Genomic DNA, 20,845 nt, shown 5'->3' with positions numbered 1-20,845 from the left:
CACTCACGGCCCGGCGGCGGCTGCTTCCAGCCCGGCGATGTCGAGTTTGACCATCGCGTACATGGCCTGCTTCACCCGTTGCACGCGCTCGCGGTCCGGATCGGTCATCAACTCCGACAGCCGTTGCGGGATCACCTGCCAGGACAGGCCGTAGCGATCGGTGAGCCAGCCGCACTGAACTTCCTTACCGCCGCGGCCCAGCCTCTCCCAGTAGTAGTCGACCTCCGCCTGGTCGGCGCAGTAGACCTGGATCGAGATGGCCTCGTTGAACGTGAAGTCCGGTCCGCCGTTGATCGCGGAGAACGCCCGGCCGTCCAGATCGAACAACACCTCCAGCGGGGTGCCGTCGCGCTCGGGATTCTCCGGGCCCCAGTACGAGATGTCGCTGACCGTCGAATCGGGAAAGATCGAGACGTAGTATTCGGCGGCTTCCAACGCCTGGGTGTCGAACCACAAACTGGTCCGCGTCACGGGCATGAGCTGCTCCTTGCCAAGCAGTGGCTATACCGACAAGTCCCGCCGCAGTTTGGCCACATGACCGGTGGCTCGCACGTTGTACTGCGCGACGGCGATCTTGCCCTGCTCGTCGACGACGAACGTCGAGCGGATGACGCCCTGTACGGTCTTGCCGTACATCTTCTTCTCACCGAACGCGCCCCACGCCGCCAGCACGGTGCGGTCCGGGTCGGACAGCAGCGGAAACGTCAGCCCTTCGGCGTCGCGGAACTTGGCCAGCTTGGCGGGCTTATCCGGGGAGATGCCGACGACGTCGAGACCGGCGTCGTTGAAGTCACCCAGATCGTCCCGGAAGTCGCAGGCCTGCTTGGTGCAGCCGGGCGTCGAGGCCGCCGGGTAGAAGTAGACGACGACCCGTCGTCCCCGGTAGTCGGCCAGTGACACGGTGTTGCCGTCGGCGTCGGGAAGGCTGAACGCGGGCGCTTCGTCGCCGGGCGTCAGGCGTACGGACTCGGTCGCTCGGTCCTCCACTGAAAGCCCCTTTCTGCTCGCCGGAGCGTGAGACCACGCCCGGCTGCTCTAGGGTAGTTCGGCAGGGCCAGCATCAGGCGGACAGGGAGGACGACAGTGGCGGAGCGCGATCCCGACACGATCAAGAAAGACATCGATGCCGCGCGCGAGCAGCTGGCGTCGACGGTCGACATCCTCGCCGATCGGGCAAACCCCCGGCACCTGGCCGAGCGCGCCAAGACCCGCGCGGTCGAGATCGTCACCAAACCCGCGGTGATGGCCTCGCTGGCCGGCATCGGCGGCCTGCTAGTGGTCCTGGCGATTCGCCGGGTCCGCAACCGCTGAGCCCAGCTGCGCTAAAGCAAACGGCCGGGAAGGACCAAGTCCCTCCCGGCCGTCGTGCACCGTAACTGTCAGGCGCCCCAGATACTGCCGTCGAACAGGCTTGACAGGAAGTCCCCATCAAACAGGTCGGCTCCGGCCTCCCCGGGGTCGGGAACGTCCACGGCGTTGACCGGCAGATGCGCGGTGCCCACCGTGATCGCCTCGGCCGCCCGTGCCGCCCATTCATTCGTCAGCAGGTCGACGATGCCACCTTCGGTGAGCAGACCTGTGAAGACGTCGCCGGTCTCGGGCACGACGTACCCGTTGAGGTAGCTGTTCAGCACGTCCGCGGGCAGGTTGAACAGTGCCTCCAGGTCGCCGCCGGACGCAGCGCCGATGTTCTCAACCAGCTGGTATATGGCACCGATTGTTGGCGCCATCAGTGCATCGCTGGCCTGCTTGATGAAGGCCCAACCAACGAGGGGGCCGATGAACTCGTTCAGCAGGCTGGACTGGTTCATCGCCTCCAGTGCGGGGATGGACAGCACCGGGCCCAGGGCTTTGCCTGCCTCCTCGATGCCGTACAGCAGCCAGATGTTCACGTAGTTGAAGGCCTCGAAGCTGTTTTCGCTCCCGCTGATCTGGCTCATCAGCTCTTCCAACCCCGGGTACTTGAAGTGACCTTCGGCCATTGCCTGGCCGCCGTCCCCGTTGATCAAGAGGTCGACCGCACGTTCGATGCCGGCGAAGCCCGAGGTGATGGTCCGTCCATCTGGGAGGTCCTGGGGACGCATGTCCAGCGGGACGTTTTCCATGCCCATGATCAGCTGAAGGTAGTCGCTCTGGTTGCTGGCGTACTGGTCCAGCAGCGCGTTGACGTTGGAGTTCTCCGTCAGCGCGGCGATACTTTCATTGGTCCGCTCGAACAGCGATTCCCAGCCCGTCAACTGCACAGCGTGGTGCCGGAAGTCCTGCAGGGCCGGCGCAACCGGGTTGACGGCGATCAGGCCCGCTCCTGCTAACGCGATGCCGGCGGCCGCGATCCGGGTCGCCTGCCCGGCACTGCGCCGGGTCGTATCGAGATGTAGGACGAACTCCACAGCTAGCTCCTTGTCAATTTGCTGTACGGTACCCGAGAGTTTGAGTACAGGATCCTGCGAGCCCGACAATAACGGCGATCCATAGGGAAAGCTAACCTAATTCTCGAAACGCTGGGTGAACATTAGGTATGCCTGAGGTATTGCCTTGGCATATGCCCAGTGCTTAGGCGCTCAGTTGGGCGGAGCAAACCCGGGCGGCGACGCCGTCACGGCCCTCGCCCGAAACCCCAGGCAAGTGTGGAGGCCAGCTAGGTGGCGGCTCCGGACCGCGTTAGTCGCGGACCCCTGCACAGCAGCAAATGAGAAGGCCAGCGAATACACTTACCGTTCAGGTTGTCGCACCAGGCCTGAGGCAAGTGTGAGGCAGACGCAGGAGCGTCTGCGAATGTGTTGGCCGACTGCTGCTGCTCCGGCAGGTTGTTATGGCTAACGGAAACCTGGGACTACCAGCGCATATGCTCCGGAACGGAGGGGTGTAGATGTGGCTAGGTATGTGTCGCTAACGCCCATCAAGGATGAATGACGACGGATTTCGTGGCGACCCGAAACGATCCATCGAATATGAGCGACAGCTCACCGAGCGGTCGTTGGGCAAGCTGCTGGGCTAGCAGTAATTGGCAAGAACGCGGGCCAAGGCGTCACGCTCGGACTGAGTCACCCAGAGTCCGTAGCGCGTTTTGACGTCGATGATGCGGGTGGCGTAAGTGCATCGGTACGTCTTGTTCGGTGGTAGCCAGGTGGCGGCGTCGCCGGAGGCTTTCTGGCGGTTGGCCGCTGCGGTGGTGGTTTGCAGGTTGACGGGGTCGTTGGCAAAGTTGCGGCGGGTCATGTAGTCCCAGGATTGCGCGCCCTTCTGCCAGGCGTCGAGGAGGGAAGGGTGTTGAGCTTCGCCAGGGCGGGGCTGGGGGCGGCGACTGCGCGTGAGGTGGTGGGATAGTTCGATGTGACGACGCTGGAGGCGGTCGATCCGTGGTCTGTTGCCAGGACGATGGCAAAGAAGAAGACCGCGCAGGCGATGGCGGAGATGAGCGCGATTCGCACGGGCTTGCTCACTGCATGGACAGTAGTTCACTTCCCGTTTCTCCGAGGTTGCGTTAGAGAAAAGGTCGATCGCTGTGCAGTGAACATCTATGCCGTCTTGGTCGGGGGCGTTCTGGAGAGACCACGTTCCCGTTCCCCGCTGAACTACGACGGCCGCGATGAGAGCTGGTGGATCGGGTGGAGCGCTACCCGGTGCGTCTCTCGTCAGCCAGTCTGGTCGCGGTCGTCGTCAGCGCTATCGATTCGCCCCATGTCCGGTTTGCCCGTCGGGTCAAATGGCGCTGACTGCGAAGCGTTCGCGGTGGCCCGCTGCTGGCTGGCGGAAGCCTCTTCAAGCCGGGCCACTTCGTGGGAATGCTGTGACAGCTTTTCCGCGCGGCTCATAAAGAATGAACATCCAATGGATCTGGCTACTCTGGTGAGGCCGAAAACAGCCTCTGAGCTGTGCGCCGTCAGGGTTTCGAACCCCGGACCCGCTGATTAAGAGTCAGCTGCTCTACCAACTGAGCTAACGGCGCTGGGCGGTCACGACCGCGAGGACGACAATAACAGGCGCCGCACCGCGGAGAAAAATCACCTGGCACGGGGCCGGGATTGCACGGCGGAGCGGCACACCCGATTACCCATTACACTGCGGGCGAGCAGTTTGAGCTGGGTCAGGTGGGAAAAAGCATGGGGCAGGTTCGTTCGACACAGCGCTGCCGGGGGTATCGGTCCCGGCTGGCGGCAGTGCTGATGGTGCCGGTTGCGGTGTGGGGGTTGAGCGCCTGCGGCGGCAATGCCGACGCGGAGGCGGCGAAGATCATCGCCGATAAGGGCACCCCGTTCGCCGATCTGCTGGTGCCCAAGGTCACCGCGTCGGTCACCGACAAGGCGGTCGGCGTGGCGGTGGACGCACCTGTGACGGTGACCGCCGAAGACGGCGTGCTCGATTCGGTCACCATGGTCAACGAATACGGTGCGGTGGTCGACGGCAAGCTCAGCCCCGACGGGTTGACGTGGTCGACGACCGAGCCGCTCGGCTACAACAAGCGCTACACGATGAACGCCAAATCGCTGGGGCTGGGCGGGGTGACCAGCCGGCAGATGACGTTCCAGACCCATTCGCCGCAGAACCTGACCATGCCGTATGTCATGCCCCGCGATGGCGAGGTAGTCGGCGTCGGTCAACCGGTGGCGATCCGGTTCGACGAGAACATCGCCGACCGGGTGGCGGCCGAAAAGGCGATCAAGATCACCACCGATCCGCCGGTGGCGGGCGCGTTCTACTGGCTGAACAACCGCGAAGTACGGTGGCGCCCACAGTCGTTCTGGAAGCCCGGGACCAGGATCGACGTGGCGGTCAACACCTACGGCGTGGATCTGGGCAACGGCGTGTTCGGCCAGGACGACGCCTCGAGTCACTTCGTCATCGGCGACGAGGTCATCACGACCATCGACGACAACACCAAATCGATGGTGGTGCGGATCAACGGTGAGATCGTCAAGACTATGCCGGTGTCGATGGGCAAGGACAGCACGCCGACGAACAACGGCACCTACATCGTCGGCGAACGTTTCCCGCACATCGTGATGGATTCCTCGACCTACGGAGTGCCGGTCAACTCACCCAACGGCTATCGCACCGATGTGGACTGGGCCACGCAGATCTCCTACAGCGGGATTTTCGTGCACTCGGCGCCGTGGTCGGTGGGCGCCCAGGGTTACTCCAACGCCAGCCACGGCTGCATCAACGTCAGTCCCAGCAACGCATTGTGGTTCTACGACCACGTCAAGCGTGGCGACGTGGTGCAGATCAGCAATACGAGCGGGCCGCTGCTGCCTGGCACCGAGGGCCTGGGCGACTGGAATGTGCCCTGGTCGCAGTGGGAAGCCGGCAACGCGCAGGATCCGGTTCGCTGATGCCCTAGCGGGCGTCAGGCAGGGGCCGGTTCGCCTTCTTCGCGCAGGTACTCCTCGCTGCCGTTGGGGTAGCCGCCGCCGAACGTGGTGATGTGCACGTGGTCGTAGTGGCCGTTGCCTCCGCCGCTGGGCCCGGCGGGCGTGTAGTAGGTGCCGCGCCAGATCGCGTCCTGTAGCGCGAACCGGCCGGCGTTGCGCAGTGCGTAGGCCACGATCTCATCGCCGAGGGCGATACCCTCCGGGCTGCCCGGGTTGGGGATCATGATGTCGATCGCCAGGCCCGACGGGTGCCAGCGCTGCCCGTCCGGCCGTACGCCGATCATGTTGTGCACCTGCGGGAACGCCTCGCTGATGCTGCGCGACAGGAGGATCGTCTTGACCTGCATGCCGCGCTCATTGGCGATGCCGGGCGGCAGCGCCTGCGGCGCCGGCATGGACCAGTTGGTCACCAGGTCGGGCGCCGGCGGCCCCCAGTCCTGCGGCGGGGGCGGCGGAGCGTCTTCGAACGGCGGGGGAGGTGCCATCTCCGGGGGCGGAGGTGGCGCGTCGTCGGGTGGCGGTGGGGGGCCGTCTTCGGGCGGCGGGGGAGGTGCGTCGTCGGGAGGTGGTGGGGGGCCGTCTTCAGGCGGCGGAGGCAGGTCTTCCGGCGGGGGCGGCGGCGCGTCGGCGGCACCCGCAGGCAGGGCCTCGTCATTGTTGGGCGGCTCAGCGCCGACACCGCCGGCCAAGAAAACGGCGGCGGGCAACACAGCCGTCGCCGCCAGCACCGTGGATTTCATGCGCAGATCAAGCAGTCCTTGCGTGAGCACGCAGGGAACCGTAACCAAAATGTAACTTCGATACCAAACCCGGCACGCCAGGAGCCGTTACAAAAAGGCGCCGCAGTGACACGTTTTGGGGGCGGGCTCGCCGGACTCGAGCCCGTGTCGGCAGCCCCGACAAGGGGCGCTGGCCAGCGTCGATCAGGGAGCGTAGGTGATGGTGACCCTTGATGGTGGCGGGACTGCTGGTCCTGCGGCAAGGACGTCGGATGTCGGGCAGATACTTCAACTTGGCCATTGACAAGGCGGATCGAGTTCTCCCACGTGGAGACAGCCCGAAGCCGTTGGAGGTCGAGATCGGCTACCGCGAACCGAAGAACTCATCCATGCACATGCGCGACGCGCTACGGCGCTTCAAGGCGGCGACGGCCCAAGGGTCATCTCCATCGCACAACACACGATCTGCCCCGACACCCTTCGCTGACCGCCGTCAAGGGGAACCGCCTGATGAAAGCCGTGCTCGTTGCGTTCGCAGCCGCGTCGTGAGAGTCGGGCGCGCCATTCTGCAAAAACGAGTCAGGCCCCCTCGAAAGGGGGCCTGACCTGCGGGGTGGCTGACGGGACTCGAACCCGCGACACCCAGGATCACAACCTGGTGCTCTACCAACTGAACTACAGCCACCATTGCTGCCCGCCGAAGCGAGCAGCGTCGTCGATACTAGCCGCTTGGGCGCTCGGCAACCGAATCGATTACCCCGGACGCCTCCGCTGACGGTCCCAGTTCCGCGGCGACCACGGCGATATCGCTGGTAGGCGGTCCGGGAGGGGCGACGAACGCGGTGCGACGGTAGAACTTCAGCTCGCGGATGGATTCATGGATGTCGGCGAGTGCCCGGTGCGCCAGCCCCTTCTCCGGCTGCCCGAAGTAAATCCGCGGATACCAGCGCCGGCATAACTCCTTGATCGAGCTGACGTCGATCATCCGATAGTGCAGGTAGTCGTCGAGGGCCGTCATGTCGCGGGCCAGGAAACCGCGGTCGGTGCCGATTGAGTTGCCCGCCAGCGGAGCCGTCTTGGCCTGTTTGACGTGGGTTCGGACGTAGTCGAGCACCATCTTCTCGGCGGTGGCCAGGTCGACGGTCGAAGCCCTGACCTCGTCGATCAGACCCGACCGGGTGTGCATGTCGGTCACGACGTCGCTCATCGCGTCCAGGTCGGCGTCGTCGGCGTGGATCACCACGTCGATACCGTCGCCGAGGATGTTCAGCTCGCCGTCGGTGACCAACGCGGCGATCTCGATCAGCTTGTCCGAGCCCAGATCCAGGCCGGTCATCTCGCAGTCGATCCAGACCAGTTCGTCTCGCGCAACGCTCACAAGTAGCCCAGGTTAGCCGTTCGCCGCCCCCGTGGCCGCATACCGGTGCCCTGCGGCCAAGTAATGTCGTGGCCTGTGAGTCCCGATTCGGCGGCGAACGCCGCACAGCAGATCGCGGCCGGCTACACCGCCGAGGGCCAGGCCCTGGAATTGGGCACAGTCGTCATTGACGGCACCGCCGACCCCACCGCGCAGGTCCGCATCCCGCTGGCCACCTTGAATCGCCACGGGCTGGTGGCCGGCGCGACCGGCACCGGCAAGACCAAGACGCTGCAGGTCATCGCCGAGCAGCTGTCCGCGGCCGGCGTGCCGGTGGTGATGGCCGACGTCAAGGGCGATCTGTCCGGGCTGTCGCGGCCCGGTGAGTCGGGGAACAAGATTTCCGAACGCGCCACCGATACCGGTGATGAATGGACTCCGACTGAGTTCCCGACCGAATTCCTGTCACTGGGCACCGACGGTATCGGTGTGCCGGTGCGGGCCACCATTTCCAGCTTCGGCCCGATCTTGTTGTCGAAAGTGCTGGGACTCAATGCCACCCAGGAGTCGACGCTGGGGCTGATTTTCCACTGGGCAGATCAGAACGGTTACCTGCTGCTGGACTTGAAGGATCTGCGTTCGGTGATCAGCTACCTCACCAGCGATCAGGGCAAGCCGGCGCTCAAGCAGCTGGGCGCGGTGTCGCCGGCCACCGCGGGGGTGATCCTGCGGGCACTGGTCAATCTGGAAGCCGAAGGCGCCGACACCTTCTTCGGGGAACCGGAACTGGACCCCAACGACCTCATCCGGCTCGACTCGCAGGGCCGCGGCATCATCTCGCTGCTGGAACTCGGCGACCAGGCGGCGCGCCCGGTGCTGTTCTCCACCTTCTTGATGTGGGTGCTGGCCGACCTGTTCACCTTCCTGCCCGAGGTCGGCGACCTCGACAAACCCAAGCTGGTGTTCGTCTTCGACGAGGCGCACCTGCTGTTTTCCGATGCCTCCAAGGCGTTCCTGGAACAGGTCGAGCAGACCGTCAAACTGATTCGCTCCAAGGGCGTCGGCGTGTTGTTCTGCACGCAGTTGCCCACCGATGTGCCCAACGCGGTGCTGTCACAGCTGGGCGCACGCATCCAGCACGCGCTGCGCGCCTTCACCCCCGACGATCAGAAGGCGCTGAGCAAGACGGTGCGCACCTATCCGAAAACCAAGGTGTACGAGCTGGAGTCGGCGTTGACGTCACTGGGCATCGGCGAAGCGATCGTTACCGTGCTCTCCGAACGCGGTGCTCCGACCCCGGTCGCTTGGACCCGGTTGCGGGCGCCCCGGTCATTGATGGCGGCCATCGGCGCCGACGCTGTCGCCGCAGCCGCCAAAGCCAGTTCATTGCAGAGCACCTACGGACCCACCGTCGATCGGGAATCGGCCTACGAATTGCTGTCCGAGAAGCTGGCGGCCGGGCAGGGCAGCCGACCCCCACAAGGTGACGGCGCCGCAGTGCCGGAGCCGAAGCGATTGCGCTGGTGGCAACGCTTCGGGCGCTGGCTCAGCCACTTCCTGTCCACCCGGGAGGGCAAGCGGGTGGTGAGTGCGGTCACCACCGTGGTCGTCGGGCAGATCACGCGGGGCGCGATGGGCACCGGCCGTCGCAAGCGCTGATCTCGGTGGCGACCCGCTAGCCGCCGCCGAGCTTCTTGTAGACCGCGCCCACGATCGGGGTGACGATCGCGCGGGGAGCGTACCCGCTGGCCATCGACATGGCCTTCGACGTGATTCCGGGCACGACGCGCATCTTGTTGCGCGCCAACGCATCCAGCGAAAGCTTGGCGGTGTGCTGCGTGGAGATCCACAGAAAGTCCGGGATCAGCTTGTCGACCAACGAGGCTTCGGCGGCGTCGGGCATCTCGGCACGCACCGGCCCCGGCGCCAGCAGTGTCACGTGCACCCCGGATTTGAGCAGTTCGCCGCGCAGTGACTCGCTGAAGGTGTTGGCGAAGGCCTTGGTAGCGGCGTAGGTGGCGTTGTTGGGGATCGGGGAGTTGCCGGCCGCCGAACCCGAGATGAGGATCCCGCCGGCGCGGCGTGCCAGCATGCCCGGCAACACCGCCAACACCAGATCGTGCACCGCGATCGCATTCAGTTGCACTTGGGCCTTCTCCGCGGCCGGGTCCAGCTTGGCGATCGGCCCGAACGTGGCGGTGCCGGCGTTGGCGCACAACACCGAGATCTCCCGCTCGGCCAGTTCGGCGCAGAGCTGGTCGCGGGCCGGCGGATCGGCCAGGTCCACCGCTCGCACCTCCACGGTGACTCGGTAGGTGTCGCGCAGCCGCGCCGCCACGTCGTTGAGCACATCTTCTCGGCGCGCGGTGATGATCAGTGAGTGACCGCGGGCGGCCAGCTCGGTGGCCAGCGCTTCGCCGATCCCCTGGGAGGCTCCGGTGACGACGGCGCGGGCATCCGGGCTGGGAGCAGGCACTGGCATGGGGCAATCGTAGAGTGCCAGGCATGGGTAACCCGGGGGTGGTCAGATCCGGGCGATCCCGGATTGTGGCCTGGGCGTTGTGGGATACCGGTGCCGCTGCCGTCAGCGCGATCGCGGTGACGTTCGTGTTCTCGGTCTATCTGACCAGCAGCGTCGGCCGGGACCTGCCCGGTTCGGTGTCGCCGGCCAGCTGGCTGGGCCGCACCCTGGCCATCTCTGGTTTGACGGTGGCCGTCGTGGCGCCGGTGGTCGGGGTGTGGGTCGCCGCACCGCACCGTCGCCGGGTGACGCTGACGGTTCTGACCGGCACCGCGGTGGTGCTGATCGCGTCGATGAGCATGATTCGCGATTCACCGGCCTACCTGGCTCCGGGGCTGCTGCTGCTGGCGCTGACCGCGGCCTGCGGTGACCTGGCCAGCGTTCCCTACAACGCGATGCTGCGGCAGCTGTCGACGCCGCAGAACTCCGGCCGCATCTCCGGATTCGGCTGGGCGGCAGGTTATGCCGGCAGCGTGGTGTTGCTGTTGGTGGTCTACGTGGGCTTCATCTCCGGCAGCGGCCCGGAACGCGGCTTGCTGGGCGTGCCCGTCGAGGACGGACAGAACGTGCGGGCGGCGATGTGGCTCACCGCGGCATGGCTGGCGGTCTTCGCGTTGCCACTGCTGTTCACCGCGCATCGGTTCGCCGGTGCCGACGGTCCGCGGCCGCCCCGGCTCGGTTTGTTCGGTGGCTACCGCCAGTTGTGGCGCGACATCACCGGCGAATGGCGCCGCGACCGCAACCTGGTTTTCTACCTGGTGGCCAGCGCGATCTTCCGTGATGGGCTGGCCGGGGTGTTCGCCTTCGGTGCGGTGCTCGGCGTCAACGTCTACGGGATTTCGGCCGGTGATGTGCTGATCTTCGGGGTAGCCGCCAGCGTGGTGGCCGCGGTCGGCGCGGTCGCCGGCGGCCTGCTCGACGACCGGATCGGCTCCAAGACGGTGATCGTCGGGTCGCTGGCGGCCATGGTCGCCGCCGGGACCACGCTGATGACACTGTCGGGTCCGGGGGCGTTCTGGGCCTGCGGCCTGCTGCTCTGCCTGTTCATCGGCCCCACCCAGTCCTCGGCGCGCACGTTGTTGCTGCGGATGGCGCAGGAAGGCCGCGAGGGGTTCGAAGGGGTTGCGTTCGGGCTCTACACCATGACCGGTCGCGCCGTGTCGTTCCTGGCGCCGTGGCTGTTCTCGGTCTTCGTCGACGTCTTCCACAGCGACCGGGCCGGCATGGGCGGGCTGTGCACCGTGCTGGTGCTCGGATTGCTGGCGATGCTGGGGGTGCGCGCGCCGCGGCGAGCGGCCTAACGGCTCAACCGGCCGCGGCGCAGACGGTGAGGATCGAGCCGGTGCGCTGGCGCACCTGGGCGCCGTCCACCGACAGCGAGCAGGTGATCTGCTCGCCGAAGTTCACCACCGTCACCGCCGCCGCTTTTGTAGCCGGCGGCGTCAGGGTGACCTGCTTGCTCCACGGCAACGCCACGTTGAACTCGGTCTTCAGCACACCGTCGTCGTCGATGTAGGCGATACTGAGCGCCCGGCCGGTCCCAGTGACGCTGTAGACGATCGTCTCGGGAACCCCGGCGGTAGTCGACGTGGTCGGTGGCGGCGTGCTCGGCGTGGTGCTGGGCGCCGAGGACCGCGGTGGCGGCGTGGTGGTCGGGGTGCGCTTGGGAATCGGTGTGCTCGGCGCCGTCGGCAACGGCGAAACCGGTGTGACCGTAGCCGAATTGCGGCCCGAGCCGTTGGCGATCACCAGGGCGATCACCATGCCGACCACCAGCAGCACCGCCGCACCGGCGACCAGCCACAGCCAGTTCGGGAACCGTGGCGGTTCGGGCGGGCCGCCCTCGCCGCCCGGCGGGACGCCGCCTCCCGGTCCGCCGCCCGGCTGCGCCGGTTCCCAGTGCTGCCGCGGCAGTTGGGCGGTCGGGTCGGTGGCCTGCGGCGGATAGCCGGCCGGGTATGACGGAAGTTGGCCCGCGTAGGCCGGATCGACGTGTGGCGGAAAGCCGAAGGGCGACTGCTCGGTCGCCCCGCTGCGCTGCCAGGGTCGATCGGAATCCTCCGGCCGATAGGGATCGGTCATACCCACCTCATGGATTGCAGGGTACCTGCGCAGGGCTGCCCACGACCGTATCGTCGGTCAGCCCATTGAAATCCCGGCGGCACCCAGCGCACTGATGGTCATCGCCCGTAACACCGCTCGGGAGCGCTCCGGCGCGGCCGACTTGGCACCGGCCGGCTTGACGCTGTAAGGGGTCGAGTTCAACAGACCGAACACCGCGTGGGCCATCAACCGGGCGTCTGCTTCGGCGAGCCCGGCGTGCCGGGCGCACAGCACACCCACCCAGACCTCGACGTACTGCCGCTGGGCGCTGCGTACCTGACGCTGCGCGCCGGCCGGCAGATGAGCCAGGTCGCGGTCCTGGATCCGGATCAGATCCGGCTCCCCGAGCGCGAAGTCGAGATGGAACTCGATCAGGCCGTCCAGCACCGCGTCCGGGCTGCGCCCGCCGGATTCCACGGCGCGCGCTCCGGCGAGCAACCGGGTGCTGATGCCGACGAGCAGTTCGACCAACAGTGCTTCCTTGTTGGCGAAGTGCCGATAGATCGCCGGGCCGCTGACGCCGGCGGCCGCGCCGATGTCCTCCAGGCGTACGGCGAGGAAGCCGCGCTGGGCAAAGAGCCGTTCGGCGGCCGTCAGCAATTGGGAACGCCGATCGGATTTCAGCCGACTGCGCCGGTTGGCCGGCTCGTCGTTTCCCGCCGGGCCCGCCGAAGCGGATGCTGCCATCTCGCCTCCGCTCGTCATGGACAGCTGAGTTAATGGTCACTAACGTAGCACCCATCCCTTGGGGTCGACCCCGGCTCCGGGCGGCAGCGGTGGAGGCCTGATGGCAACGGCGGGATGGCCCGCAAGTCGCGGCGATTTGTCCTACGCTCGCGGCGAGGCCCGACCGGCCTTGCTGGAGACGACCATCGGAGCCTGTCTCGCCGCAACGGTGAGCGCGCACCCGGATCGCGATGCGCTGATTGACCTTCCGGCCCGACGGCGATGGAACTACGCGGAGCTGTGGCGCGATGTGCGCCGGCTCGCCACCGGTCTGCTGCAGGCGGGTATCAGCGCCGGGGACCGGGTCGGCATCTGGGCGCCCAACTGCGCCGAGTGGGTGCTGACCCAGTACGCCACCGCCGAGATCGGCGCGGTTCTGGTCACCATCAACCCCGCCTACCGCTCCCACGAATTGGCCTATGCGCTCAACCAGTCCGGGCTGGCGATGGTGATCTCGGCATCGCGTTTCAAGACCTCCGACTACGTCGCGCTACTGCGCGAGGTGGCGCCAGCGTGTCCGGGCCTGCGCGAGGCGGTGTTCATCGACAGCGCGCGTTGGCGTGAGCTGGCCGGCACACCCGTCGACACGGTGGCACTGGCGCACGCGGCCAGACCGCTGCGCGCCACAGATCCGATCAATATCCAATACACTTCGGGCACAACCGGTCACCCGAAGGGCGTGACGCTCAGTCACCGCAACATCCTCAACAACGGCTACCTGGTCGGTGACTTGCTGGGCTACACGCATCGGGACCGGATCTGCCTGCCGGTTCCCCTCTACCATTGCTTCGGCCTTGTGATGGGGAACCTGGCGGCCACCAGCCACGGCGCGGCCATCATCTTGCCGGGTCCCGGCTTCGATCCGGCGGCCACGCTGCGTGCCGTGCAGGAGGAGGCCTGCACCAGCCTCTACGGGGTGCCCACCATGTTCATCGCCGAACTCGGGCTGCCCGACTTCGCCGACTACGACCTGACCAGCCTGCGCACCGGGATCATGGCGGGGTCGCCGTGCCCGGCGCAGGTGATGCGGCGGGTGATCGACGACATGCACATGACCGAGATCGCGATCTGCTACGGCATGACCGAGACGTCGCCGGTGTCGACCCAAACCCGCAGCGGGGACTCGCTGACCCAGCGGGTGGAGACCGTCGGGCGCGTGGGACCTCATCTGGAGATCAAGATGATCGACCCGGCCACCGGCCACCCGGTGCCGCGAGGTCAGGTCGGCGAACTGTGCACCCGCGGCTATTCGGTGATGACCGGTTACTGGAACGACCCGGCCAAGTCCGAGGCGGCCATCGATGCCGAAGGCTGGATGCACAGCGGCGATCTGGCCGTCATGGACGACGACGGATACGTGCGGATCACCGGGCGGATCAAGGACATGGTGATCCGCGGCGGGGAGAACATCTACCCGCGCGAGATCGAGGAGTTCCTGCACACCCACCCCGACATCCTCGACGCCCAGGTCATCGGTGTGCCCGACGAAATCTACGGTGAGGAACTGATGGCGGTGGTCATGCTGCGCGACGGGGCGGGGCCGCTGACCGTTGAGCGGCTGCGCGAGTTCTGCGCCGGCCGACTGGCGCACTTCAAGGTGCCGCGGTACCTGCGCGTGGTCGCGGAGTTCCCGATGACGGCCACCGGCAAGGTCCGTAAGGACGAGGTGCGTCGACAGGTGATCGAGCAGCTGGGTGGCGGCTGACAGGACAGCGCGAGAATGGTATTCTCTGCTGTCAGTTAATCAACATTAACTGAAAATGAGGAGGCGCGGGTGGCGATGGACAAGGTCGTGGCGACGGCGGCGGCAGCCGTGGCCGACGTGACCGACGGCGCGTCACTGGCGGTGGGCGGGTTCGGCCTCTGCGGCATTCCGGAGGCGCTGATCAACGCCGTCCTGCAACTCGGTGTCACGGATCTGGAAACCGTCTCGAACAACTGCGGCGTCGACGGCATCGGACTGGGAGTGCTGTTGGAGCACAAGCGGATCCGACGCACCGTGAGCTCCTATGTGGGCGAGAACAAGGAATTCGCCCGGCAGTTCCTGTCCGGAGAGCTCGAGGTGGAGCTGACACCGCAGGGCACGCTGGCCGAGCGGCTGCGCGCCGGCGGTGCCGGGATCCCGGCGTTCTACACACCGACCGGGGTGGGCACCCAGGTCGCCGACGGCGGCCTGCCGTGGCGCTACGACGGAGCCGGCGGGGTGGCGGTGGCCTCACCGCGCAAGGAGACCCGGGACTTCGACGGGCGCACCTACGTGCTGGAGCGGGCGATCCGCACCGATTTCGCGTTGGTGCACGCCTGGAAGGGCGATCGGCACGGCAACCTCGTCTACCGGGAGGCCGCGGCCAACTTCAACCCGGATTGCGCCGCAGCGGGCCGGATCACCATCGCCCAGGTCGAGCACCTGGTCGAGCCCGGCGAGATCTGTCCCGCCGAGGTGCACACCCCAGGTATTCACGTGCATCGGGTGGTGCACGTACCGAATCCGGAGAAACGAATCGAACGGGAGACGGTGCGCTGATGGCTGCGCCAGCGACGATGCAGTGGGGGTACCCCCAGCCGCGCAGCGGCGAGGGGGACGAAGCGATGAAGAGGAGTGGCGCCTAATGGCACTCACGCGTGACGAACTGGCCGCACGGGTCGCCGCGGAGTTGGAAGACGGGCAATACGTCAACCTCGGTATCGGGTTGCCGACCTTGATTCCCAACCACATCCCCGACGGTGTCAGCGTCGTGCTGCATTCGGAGAACGGGATCCTCGGCGTGGGGCCGTACCCGCGCCGCGAGGACCTCGACGCCGATTTGATCAACGCCGGCAAAGAAACCGTGACGGTGCTGCCCGGGGCGTCATTCTTCTCCTCGTCCACGTCGTTCGGGGTGATCCGCGGCGGCCACCTCGACGTGGCGGTGCTCGGCGCCATGCAGGTATCAGCGGTCGGCGACCTGGCCAACTGGATGATCCCCGGCAAGATGATCAAGGGCATGGGCGGGGCGATGGACCTGGTGCACGGGGCGCGCCGGGTCATCGTGATGATGGAACATGCCGCCAAGGACGGCAGCGCGAAGATCGTCGAGCAGTGCACGTTGCCGCTCACCGGCGCCCGCTGCGTCGACCGCATCATCACCGACTTGGCCGTCATCGACGTCACCGAAGCGGGCCTGGAGTTGGTGGAGACCGCGCCCGGTGTATCGGTCGATGAGGTGGTTGCGAAAACCGGTGCCCCGTTGAATCTTTCGAAGGTGTCATGACGGCCCCAGCATTCGCCGACGAGCACCGGCGGCTGGTCGCCGAGCTCAACACCAAGCTGGCGACCGCGGCGCTCGGTGGCAGCGAGCAGTCCCGGCAGCGGCACGTGTCGCGGGGCAAGCTGTTGCCGCGCGACCGGGTCGACCGGTTGCTGGATCCGGGCAGCCCGTTTCTGGAGTTGGCGCCGCTGGCCGCCGACGGCATGTACGACGACGAATGCCCCGGCGCCGGGATCATCACCGGGATCGGGCGGGTGTCCGGGCGGGAATGCGTGATCGTCGCCAACGACGCCACCGTCAAGGGCGGCACCTACTACCCGGTCACCGTCAAAAAGCACCTGCGGGCCCAGGAAGTCGCGCTGGGCAACCGGCTGCCCTGCATTTACCTGGTGGACTCCGGCGGCGCGTTTCTGCCCCGTCAGGACGAGGTGTTCCCCGACCGCGAGCACTTCGGCCGGATCTTCTACAACCAGGCGACCATGAGCGCGGCGGGCATCCCGCAGATCGCCGCGGTGCTCGGCTCCTGCACCGCCGGCGGCGCCTACGTTCCCGCGATGAGCGACGAGGCCGTCATCGTCCGCGAACAGGGCACCATCTTCCTGGGCGGCCCGCCGCTGGTGAAGGCCGCCACCGGAGAGGTGGTGACCGCCGAAGAACTCGGTGGGGGAGACCTGCACTCCAAGGTCTCCGGGGTCACCGACTATTTGGCCGACGACGATGAACACGCGCTGCGCATCGTCCGCCAGATCGCGCAGACCTTCGGGCCGAGACCCGAAAGCCCATGGGAGATCAAGCGTTCCGTGGATCCGCACCATGACCCCGCGGAGCTCTACGACGTGGTCCCACCGGATCCGCGGGTTCCCTACGACGTGCGGCAGGTCATCACCCGCATTGTCGACGGCAGCGAGTTCAGCGAGTTCAAGGCCGAATACGGCAAGACCCTGGTGACCGCGTTCGCTCGCATCCACGGCCATCCGGTGGGCATCATCGCCAACAACGGGGTGCTGTTCGGTGAGTCGGCGCTCAAGGGCGCGCATTTCATCGAACTGTGCGACAAGCGCTCCATCCCCTTGGTGTTCTTGCAGAACATTGCCGGTTTCATGGTCGGCCGCGACTACGAGGCCGGCGGCATCGCCAAACACGGCGCCAAAATGGTCACCGCGGTGGCCTGCGCGCGGGTGCCCAAGCTGACGGTGGTGATCGGCGGGTCCTACGGGGCGGGCAACTACTCCATGTGCGGCCGGGCGTATTCGCCGCGGTTCCTGTGGATGTGGCCCAACGCCCGGATCTCGGTGATGGGTGGCGAGCAGGCCGCGTCGGTGCTGGCCACGGTGCGCGGTGACCAACTCGACGCGGCCGGCAAGCCGTGGTCCGCCGAGGATGAGGAGGCGTTCAAGGCCCCGATCCGGGACCAATACGAGGCCCAGGGCAACCCCTACTACTCGACCGCACGGCTGTGGGACGATGGGATCATCGACCCGGCCGACACCAGAACAGTGCTGGGGCTGGCGCTTTCGGCCTGTGCGAACGCGCCGCTGGACCCGGTCTCCTACGGCGTTTTCCGGATGTGAGTGCCCATGTTTGAAACCGTCCTGGTAGCCAACCGCGGTGAGATCGCGGTGCGGGTGATCCGCACCCTGCGCCGGATGGGCATCCGGTCGGTGGCGGTCTACAGCGACGCCGACGCCGGAGCGCGGCACGTGCGCGAAGCCGACACCGCGGTGCGGCTCGGCCCCGCGCCGGTGGCCGACAGCTACCTGTCGATCCCCACGGTGCTCGAGGCCGCTGCCGCCACCGGCGCGAGCGCGATTCATCCCGGCTACGGGTTCCTTTCCGAGAACGCCGGCTTCGCCGCCGCCTGCGAGGCAGCCGGGGTGGTGTTCATCGGACCGCCGGCGCGCGCCATCGAGGTGATGGGCGACAAGATCTCCGCGAAGAACACCGTCACCGCGTTTGATGTACCGGTGGTGCCCGGCATCGCCAAGCCGGGCCTGACCGACGACGAGCTGACCGCGGCGGCAGCCGAGATCGGGTACCCGGTGCTGATCAAACCGTCGGCGGGCGGTGGCGGCAAAGGCATGCACCTGGTCGACGACCCCGCGCAGCTGCGGGCTTCGCTGGCCACCGCACGGCGTGAGGCGGCGTCCGCGTTCGGCGACGACACACTGTTCCTGGAGCGATTCGTGTTGCGGCCCCGCCACATCGAGGTTCAGGTGCTCGCCGACACCCAGGGCAACGTGGTGCACCTCGGCGAGCGGGAGTGCAGCCTGCAGCGACGTCATCAGAAGGTGATCGAGGAGGCGCCGTCGCCGCTGCTGGACGCCGCGACCCGGGACCGGATCGGGACGGCGGCGTGCAACACCGCCCGCAGCGTCGACTACGTCGGCGCCGGCACCGTGGAGTTCATCGTCTCCGCGGACCGCCCGGATGAGTTCTTCTTCATGGAGATGAACACCCGGCTGCAGGTCGAGCACCCGGTCACCGAAGCGGTCACCGGCCTCGACCTCGTCGAGTGGCAGCTGCGGGTAGCCGCCGGCGAGAAACTGCCGTTCGCGCAGCATGAGATCACGTTGGACGGGCACGCGATCGAGGCCCGGGTGTACGCCGAAGATCCGGCCCGCGGTTTCCTGCCCACCGGCGGACAGGTGCTGGCGGTGCACGAGCCGGCCGGGCCCGGGGTGCGGGTGGACTCGTCGTTGCAGGACGGCACCGTGGTCGGCAGCGACTACGACCCGATGCTGTCCAAGGTGATCGCGCACGGGGCCGACCGGGCGCAGGCCCTGGCGCGGCTCGATGCGGCGCTGGCCGGCACCGCCGTGTTCGGCGTGCAGACCAACGTCGAGTTTCTGCGGTTCCTGCTCGCCGACGACCGGGTGGTCACCGGGGATCTCGACACCGAACTGCTCGATACCAGGTCGGCCGACTTCGCGCCGGCGCCCGCGCCTGACGACGTGCTGGCCGCCGGCGGCCTCTACCGCCAATGGGCGCTGTCCGGGCGTAAATCACCGTGGGCCAACCCCAGCGGATGGCGGATCGGCGCGTCGGCACCGGTGCGCACCGAGATGCGCACGCCGCTTCGGTCGGAGACGGTGTCGGTGTGGGGGCTTCCGGCGACCGCGCGGGTGCAGGTCGGTGACGGCGAGATCCACAGCGGCAGCGCCGAAGTCGAGGGCGACCGGCTGACGGTGACACTGGCGGGCCGACGACGCTGCTACAGGTTCGCCGAGCACGACGGGCAGCTGTGGATCTCCGATGAGCGCGGCACCTGGCACCTGCGTGAAGCCGAGGAAAGCACCGTGGTGCGGTCCGCCGTCGGTCCGCGCAGCGCCGAGATCGTCAGCCCGATGCCCGGCAGCGTGATCGCGGTGAACGTCGCGTCCGAAACGCCGGTCGACGAGGGCGATCCGGTCGTGGTGGTCGAGGCGATGAAGATGGAGCACACCTTGACCGCGCCGATCAGCGGCCGGGTGGAGGTATTGGTATCGGTGGGCGATCAGGTGACGGTGGACCAGGTATTGGCCCGGCTGGTGCCCGAATCAAGTGAGGACGATCAGCAATGACGACGATCATGGCAGGCGAGCTGCCCAAGGAGTACCAGGATCTGCAGCACACGGTCGCTGAGTTCGCGCGCACCGTCGTCGCTCCGGTCTCCGCCAAACACGACGAAGAGCACAGCTTCCCCTACGAAGTGATCGCCAAGATGGGCGAGATGGGGCTGTTCGGCCTGCCGTTCCCCGAAGAGTACGGCGGTATGGGCGGCGACTTTTTCGCGCTGACGCTCGCCCTGGAGGAACTCGGCAAGGTCGACCAGTCCGTTGCGATGACCCTGGAGGCGGGGGTGGGCCTCGGAGCGATGCCGATCTACCGGTTCGGCACCGAGGAACAGAAGCAGACCTGGCTGCCCGACCTGGTTGCCGGTCGTGCGCTTGCCGGCTTCGGCCTCACCGAGCCGGGTGCCGGTTCGGATGCCGGCGGCACCCGCACCACCGCGCGACTGGACGGCGACGAGTGGGTCATCAACGGCGCCAAGCAGTTCATCACCAACTCCGGCACCGACATCACCTCGCTGGTGACCGTCACCGCCGTCACCGGAACCGCACCCGACGGCCGCAAGGAGATCTCCACGATCATCGTCCCGTCCGGCACGCCGGGTTTCACCGTCGAACCGGCCTACAACAAGGTGGGCTGGAACGCCTCGGACACCCATCCGCTCACCTTCGCTGACGCCCGTGTCCCGCAAGCCAATCTGCTCGGCGAACAGGGCAGGGGCTACGCGAACTTCCTGTCGATCCTCGATGAGGGCCGCATCGCGATCGCCGCGGTGGCCACCGGGGTCGCACAGGGTTGCGTCGACGAGAGCGTCAAGTACGCCGGTGAGCGCGAGGCATTCGGCCAGCCGATCGGCTCCTACCAGGCGATCAGCTTCAAGATCGCGCGGATGGAGGCCCGCGCCCACGTAGCACGCACCGCCTACTACGACGCCGCGGCGAAGATGCTGGCGGGCAAGCCGTTCAAGAAGGAGGCGGCGATCGCCAAGATGATCTCCTCGGAGGCGGCGATGGACAACGCCCGCGACGCCACCCAGATTCACGGCGGGTACGGCTTCATCAACGAATACCCGGTAGCCCGCCATTACCGGGACAGCAAGATCCTGGAGATCGGCGAGGGGACCACCGAAGTCCAGCTGATGCTGATCGCACGATCGCTGGGGCTGTGATGAGCACCGGCAGCGGCCGCGAGCGGGCATCTCGCGACACAGCAGCGGCGTGTTGCGTCGCAGAATTCCGAGTCGGCGAAGG

20 protein-coding genes, 2 tRNA genes and 1 pseudogene are annotated in these 20,845 nt (G+C 67.1%); 11 read left to right on the top strand and 12 right to left on the bottom strand.

Annotated elements, in window-relative coordinates; genetic code table 11:
- Positions 1 to 3: 3 nt before the first annotated feature.
- Together G6N19_RS02490 and bcp are read right to left on the bottom strand one after the other, a co-directional pair.
- Positions 4 to 477, bottom strand: coding sequence for a VOC family protein (locus G6N19_RS02490; protein WP_041317545.1), 474 nt, complete (start codon positions 475 to 477; stop codon positions 4 to 6).
- A 24-nt stretch (positions 478 to 501) separates the two neighbouring features.
- Positions 502 to 987 (bottom strand): thioredoxin-dependent thiol peroxidase, encoded by a 486-nt coding sequence (gene bcp / locus G6N19_RS02485; RefSeq protein ID WP_013828323.1) that lies wholly within the window; start codon positions 985 to 987, stop codon positions 502 to 504.
- 96 nt (positions 988 to 1,083) lie between these two features.
- On the opposite strand from bcp, the gene G6N19_RS02480 reads away from it, so the two are divergent.
- A complete protein-coding gene (locus G6N19_RS02480; RefSeq protein ID WP_013828324.1) occupies positions 1,084 to 1,311 on the top strand; it encodes a DUF3618 domain-containing protein in 228 nt (75 codons plus the stop codon).
- Positions 1,312 to 1,379: 68 nt separating this feature from the next.
- Here G6N19_RS02480 and G6N19_RS02475 read toward each other — a convergent pair whose 3' ends face one another.
- The 4 genes from G6N19_RS02475 to G6N19_RS02460 form a co-directional block, all read right to left on the bottom strand.
- Entirely contained in the window at positions 1,380 to 2,390 is a 1,011-nt protein-coding gene (locus G6N19_RS02475) for a hypothetical protein (protein WP_013828325.1), read from the bottom strand.
- Between the two features lie 604 nt (positions 2,391 to 2,994).
- Positions 2,995 to 3,219, bottom strand: coding sequence for an HNH endonuclease family protein (locus G6N19_RS02470; protein WP_193465697.1), 225 nt, complete (start codon positions 3,217 to 3,219; stop codon positions 2,995 to 2,997).
- The gene (locus tag G6N19_RS02465) at positions 3,216 to 3,443 is read right to left on the bottom strand and encodes a hypothetical protein (RefSeq protein ID WP_193465696.1); all 228 of its coding nucleotides are present in this window, start codon (positions 3,441 to 3,443) and stop codon (positions 3,216 to 3,218) included. The genes G6N19_RS02470 and G6N19_RS02465 overlap by 4 nt, the downstream gene beginning before the upstream one ends.
- Before the next feature lie 433 nt (positions 3,444 to 3,876).
- Positions 3,877 to 3,949 (bottom strand) — tRNA-Lys (locus G6N19_RS02460).
- Positions 3,950 to 4,103: 154 nt separating this feature from the next.
- Between G6N19_RS02460 and G6N19_RS02455 the strand changes: the two genes are divergently transcribed.
- Complete coding sequence (locus G6N19_RS02455; RefSeq protein WP_041317548.1) at positions 4,104 to 5,333, top strand: L,D-transpeptidase; 1,230 nt, start codon at positions 4,104 to 4,106, stop codon at positions 5,331 to 5,333.
- A gap of 14 nt (positions 5,334 to 5,347) precedes the next feature.
- On the opposite strand, the gene G6N19_RS21075 is transcribed toward G6N19_RS02455, so the two are convergent.
- From G6N19_RS21075 to orn, 3 genes are all read right to left on the bottom strand, one after another.
- The gene (locus tag G6N19_RS21075) at positions 5,348 to 6,142 is read right to left on the bottom strand and encodes a hypothetical protein (RefSeq protein WP_232062504.1); all 795 of its coding nucleotides are present in this window, start codon (positions 6,140 to 6,142) and stop codon (positions 5,348 to 5,350) included.
- Positions 6,143 to 6,703: 561 nt separating this feature from the next.
- A tRNA-His gene (locus G6N19_RS02445) sits at positions 6,704 to 6,776 on the bottom strand.
- Between the two features lie 36 nt (positions 6,777 to 6,812).
- Complete coding sequence (gene orn, locus G6N19_RS02440) at positions 6,813 to 7,427, bottom strand: oligoribonuclease (protein WP_232062641.1); 615 nt, start codon at positions 7,425 to 7,427, stop codon at positions 6,813 to 6,815.
- Positions 7,428 to 7,544: 117 nt separating this feature from the next.
- On the opposite strand from orn, the gene G6N19_RS02435 reads away from it, so the two are divergent.
- Positions 7,545 to 9,107 (top strand): helicase HerA-like domain-containing protein, encoded by a 1,563-nt coding sequence (locus G6N19_RS02435; RefSeq protein ID WP_013828331.1) that lies wholly within the window; start codon positions 7,545 to 7,547, stop codon positions 9,105 to 9,107.
- 16 nt (positions 9,108 to 9,123) lie between these two features.
- Here the strand turns inward: G6N19_RS02435 and cmrA are convergent, their stop codons facing one another.
- A complete protein-coding gene (cmrA, locus tag G6N19_RS02430; protein ID WP_041317551.1) occupies positions 9,124 to 9,930 on the bottom strand; it encodes a mycolate reductase in 807 nt (268 codons plus the stop codon).
- A gap of 23 nt (positions 9,931 to 9,953) precedes the next feature.
- Here cmrA and G6N19_RS02425 point away from each other — a divergent pair, with 23 nt between their 5' ends.
- Positions 9,954 to 11,270, top strand: coding sequence for an MFS transporter (locus G6N19_RS02425; protein WP_041317553.1), 1,317 nt, complete (start codon positions 9,954 to 9,956; stop codon positions 11,268 to 11,270).
- A gap of 4 nt (positions 11,271 to 11,274) precedes the next feature.
- On the opposite strand, the gene G6N19_RS02420 is transcribed toward G6N19_RS02425, so the two are convergent.
- Both G6N19_RS02420 and G6N19_RS02415 read right to left on the bottom strand, forming a co-directional pair.
- On the bottom strand, positions 11,275 to 12,051 hold the full coding sequence (locus G6N19_RS02420) for an MmpS family transport accessory protein (protein ID WP_013828334.1): 777 nt from the start codon (positions 12,049 to 12,051) through the stop codon (positions 11,275 to 11,277).
- 57 nt (positions 12,052 to 12,108) lie between these two features.
- The gene (locus G6N19_RS02415; protein WP_193465693.1) at positions 12,109 to 12,759 is read right to left on the bottom strand and encodes an SACE_7040 family transcriptional regulator; all 651 of its coding nucleotides are present in this window, start codon (positions 12,757 to 12,759) and stop codon (positions 12,109 to 12,111) included.
- A gap of 100 nt (positions 12,760 to 12,859) precedes the next feature.
- On the opposite strand from G6N19_RS02415, the gene G6N19_RS02410 reads away from it, so the two are divergent.
- The 7 genes and pseudogenes from G6N19_RS02410 (at position 12,860) to G6N19_RS02385 (ending at position 20,763) form a co-directional block, all read left to right on the top strand.
- Positions 12,860 to 14,503, top strand: coding sequence for an AMP-binding protein (locus tag G6N19_RS02410; protein ID WP_193465692.1), 1,644 nt, complete (start codon positions 12,860 to 12,862; stop codon positions 14,501 to 14,503).
- Positions 14,504 to 14,578: 75 nt separating this feature from the next.
- Positions 14,579 to 15,322 (top strand): CoA transferase subunit A, encoded by a 744-nt coding sequence (locus G6N19_RS02405; protein ID WP_041317559.1) that lies wholly within the window; start codon positions 14,579 to 14,581, stop codon positions 15,320 to 15,322.
- A 7-nt stretch (positions 15,323 to 15,329) separates the two neighbouring features.
- Positions 15,330 to 15,407 (top strand): annotated as a pseudogene (locus G6N19_RS21735) (hypothetical protein); the annotation flags it as partial.
- Entirely contained in the window at positions 15,408 to 16,049 is a 642-nt protein-coding gene (locus G6N19_RS02400; protein WP_013828338.1) for a 3-oxoacid CoA-transferase subunit B, read from the top strand.
- Entirely contained in the window at positions 16,046 to 17,617 is a 1,572-nt protein-coding gene (locus G6N19_RS02395) for a carboxyl transferase domain-containing protein (protein ID WP_013828339.1), read from the top strand. Before G6N19_RS02400 ends, G6N19_RS02395 begins: the two co-directional genes overlap by 4 nt.
- A gap of 6 nt (positions 17,618 to 17,623) precedes the next feature.
- Entirely contained in the window at positions 17,624 to 19,606 is a 1,983-nt protein-coding gene (locus tag G6N19_RS02390; RefSeq protein ID WP_193465691.1) for an acetyl/propionyl/methylcrotonyl-CoA carboxylase subunit alpha, read from the top strand.
- Positions 19,603 to 20,763, top strand: a complete 1,161-nt coding sequence (locus G6N19_RS02385) for an acyl-CoA dehydrogenase family protein (protein ID WP_013828341.1) — start codon at positions 19,603 to 19,605, stop codon at positions 20,761 to 20,763. The genes G6N19_RS02390 and G6N19_RS02385 overlap by 4 nt, the downstream gene beginning before the upstream one ends.
- Positions 20,764 to 20,845 lie beyond the last annotated feature (82 nt).

This window comes from Mycobacterium novum (genome assembly GCF_010726505.1).
In the GTDB taxonomy this organism is placed as follows: Bacteria; Actinomycetota; Actinomycetes; order Mycobacteriales; family Mycobacteriaceae; genus Mycobacterium; species Mycobacterium algericum.
The sequence above is the reverse complement of the archived record's forward strand: the minus strand, read 5'-3'. Positions and strand labels throughout refer to the sequence as shown.